Genomic DNA, 2,307 nt, shown 5'->3' with positions numbered 1-2,307 from the left:
CTCCCTGGTTCACCAACAATAGTTGTGCCACTCACTTTTTTATGTTCTATCTATTAATTTGTTGGCTAAAATTTTGATTATCGTTCATGTATCTTTTCGTACTACATTGTGAAGTGCGGAATGTGGGACATAAGTTTAGTGCTGCTGCCATCAAAATATGTTGTAAATGGGTTTTAGCTAAACCTATGTACCGAGATTGACGCAAGCCTGCTCTTCTAATGCCTTGTGACAAAGTACCTTCGATTCCTGCTCTTTGAGCATAAGTCTTTAAGAACTCAGGTGTAGATTGTTCTTGACGACGCTCGGACAGAGCAACGTATTCTTTTTGACTCCGAATTGTTAGCCCTCTGGGGTGTTTTTTTGACCGAGTGCATCGACGACGAGAACTACAACTATTGCAAGCAGATGCCGGAAATCTGATATCAATTACAGGTTGTCCGGTAACATCAGTTCTTGACGACCATTTTTGACTTTGATGACCTTTCGGACAAATCGCAATTTTTTTGTTCCAATCAATTTGAAAATTAGAACTGGCAAATTTCGGATGATTTTTAGCTTGCCAAGAGGGGTCACTGCGAACCGGACCAATGATTTCAACTCCATGCTCTTCTTGAGAAGAAACTAACAGTTGTGCGGTGACATAACCAAGATCCATTAAGTGTTCTTCTGGTAATAAGGATTTTGCTGCTAAAGCTTGATGAATGGGTTCAACTGTTGCTTCATCAGTAACAGTGGATAAGGTTGTGTGAACGTGGGTAATCAAATGAGGAGAACCTTCATCACAAGTTTCGGTGAGATGAGCTTTATAACCTACCCAATTAACACTTCTTTTAGAACTATAATGGGCTTCAATATCATAAGGTGAATGAATTGCTATCGTTGATGGAGGCATATCTTTAGGCGTTCGCCATTGCACTTTTCCTTCGACGGGTGCATAAAATTGTTGTATCCAGACAAGTCTGAGAATTTCGACTGCTCGAATGTGACGTAACCATGAGGGTGCATTTGGGGAATCAATTTTTTCCAGCAAGTTAAAACCATCTGCACCAATAATGTTCCCTAAATTTTCTCGTTGGTTATCAAGTTTGGGCAAGCGGTAGTTTTCTATTCTCCTGCTATAACGCTCAAACCAATCTTCCAAGATATTGTTTCTTAACCATTCCGGGGCTGCTATCGCCAAACTATTGAGAGCAGCCCTAAATGTCTCCCCCAGGGTTTCTAGGCGATTCAGAGGACGAATTGCTGCTAGAATATGTGTCGAATCAGTTCTTTGTCTGTTTTTTCCTTTGAGTAATCCTCTGGATGCTAATTCTTCTAATATTCGTTCTAATAACAGTTCTTCTTTTCCTCCTTCAAGCAAGCGAGTACGAAATTCGCTCAAGATGGAAAAATCAAACCCATCATCATCTAATGGTAACGAAAGCATATATTTCCAATCAATTCGTCCTCTTACTGCTTCTGCTACTTGGCGGTCTGATAAATTTTCCATGTACTGCATGATACAGATTAAAGCTAATCGCCAAGGTGCGAGCGCAGGTTTACCTTTGAGTGAAAACAAATCCGCAAAATCTTCATCTATGTAAATACTTCCCAAAGTGTCTCTAATTTGTATGTATATATTACCTTTGGGAAATGCAGCATGAGCAACTTGTGCTGTGTTCGGGGGAACAGGTGGAATCGGTTTTGAGTGCAAAGACATCGCGTGTGTCACTGTTTTAAGTTAGCCAACTTCTAGGAAGATATCCTATTTTTTGATCTTGGAGCGGATGTGTGAATATTTCTTTAAGGTTTTGTTTTCATCTATAATTTAGCCTGAAATATTTTTGAGAAAAATAGCAAGTATTTTTACTTAATCAAATCTCTTGTGTATTACCATAAGTTACAAAATGATTACTTTTGCCAACAGTATCTGTAAAGGAATGGTTAGAGGTTCGCATTAAATATCAATCATCAGATCCATCTGCTTTGTTTATCAGCATTGGAGGCATAAAACGAGGCTCAAGATTAACAGCGCAGTCTCTGTATAACCTGGTAGACCGTACTTCTGAAGTTGTAGGTATTAGCAAGAAAATGAGTCCTCATCGGGTGCGACATAGTGCGATCACAACAGTTCTGGATAGGAACGGAGGTAACTTGAGGAAGGCTAGAGATTTTTCAAGGCACTGTGATGTCAATACTTTGTATCCACTCAATATGATGGGGTAGGCAATGATGATAACTGCCAAGGCCAATGAAAGGGATTGATAAAAAAGGGAGCGATCGTATCGGCTCAATCAATCAGGGTAGCCAAAAAAGAATAAAGGATAA

The 2,307-nt window shown here is 39.6% G+C and carries 1 protein-coding gene and 1 pseudogene; one reads left to right on the top strand and one right to left on the bottom strand.

Going from position 1 to position 2,307, the window contains the following annotated elements:
- Nucleotides 1–133: 133 nt before the first annotated feature.
- Nucleotides 134–1,699: pseudogene (locus tag F6K23_RS40155) on the bottom strand (IS1182 family transposase); the annotation flags it as partial.
- Between the two features lie 197 nt (nt 1,700–1,896).
- Between F6K23_RS40155 and F6K23_RS40150 the strand changes: the two are divergent.
- Nucleotides 1,897–2,205, top strand: coding sequence for a tyrosine-type recombinase/integrase (locus tag F6K23_RS40150; RefSeq protein WP_293166749.1), 309 nt, complete (start codon nt 1,897–1,899; stop codon nt 2,203–2,205).
- The last annotated feature ends 102 nt before the right edge of the window (nt 2,206–2,307 follow it).

Origin of the sequence: Okeania sp. SIO2C9 (assembly GCF_010672455.1) — a bacterium.
Taxonomy (GTDB): domain Bacteria; phylum Cyanobacteriota; class Cyanobacteriia; order Cyanobacteriales; family Microcoleaceae; genus Okeania.
Note: the sequence above shows the minus strand (reverse complement) of the source record. Positions and strands in the feature narration are given on the sequence as shown.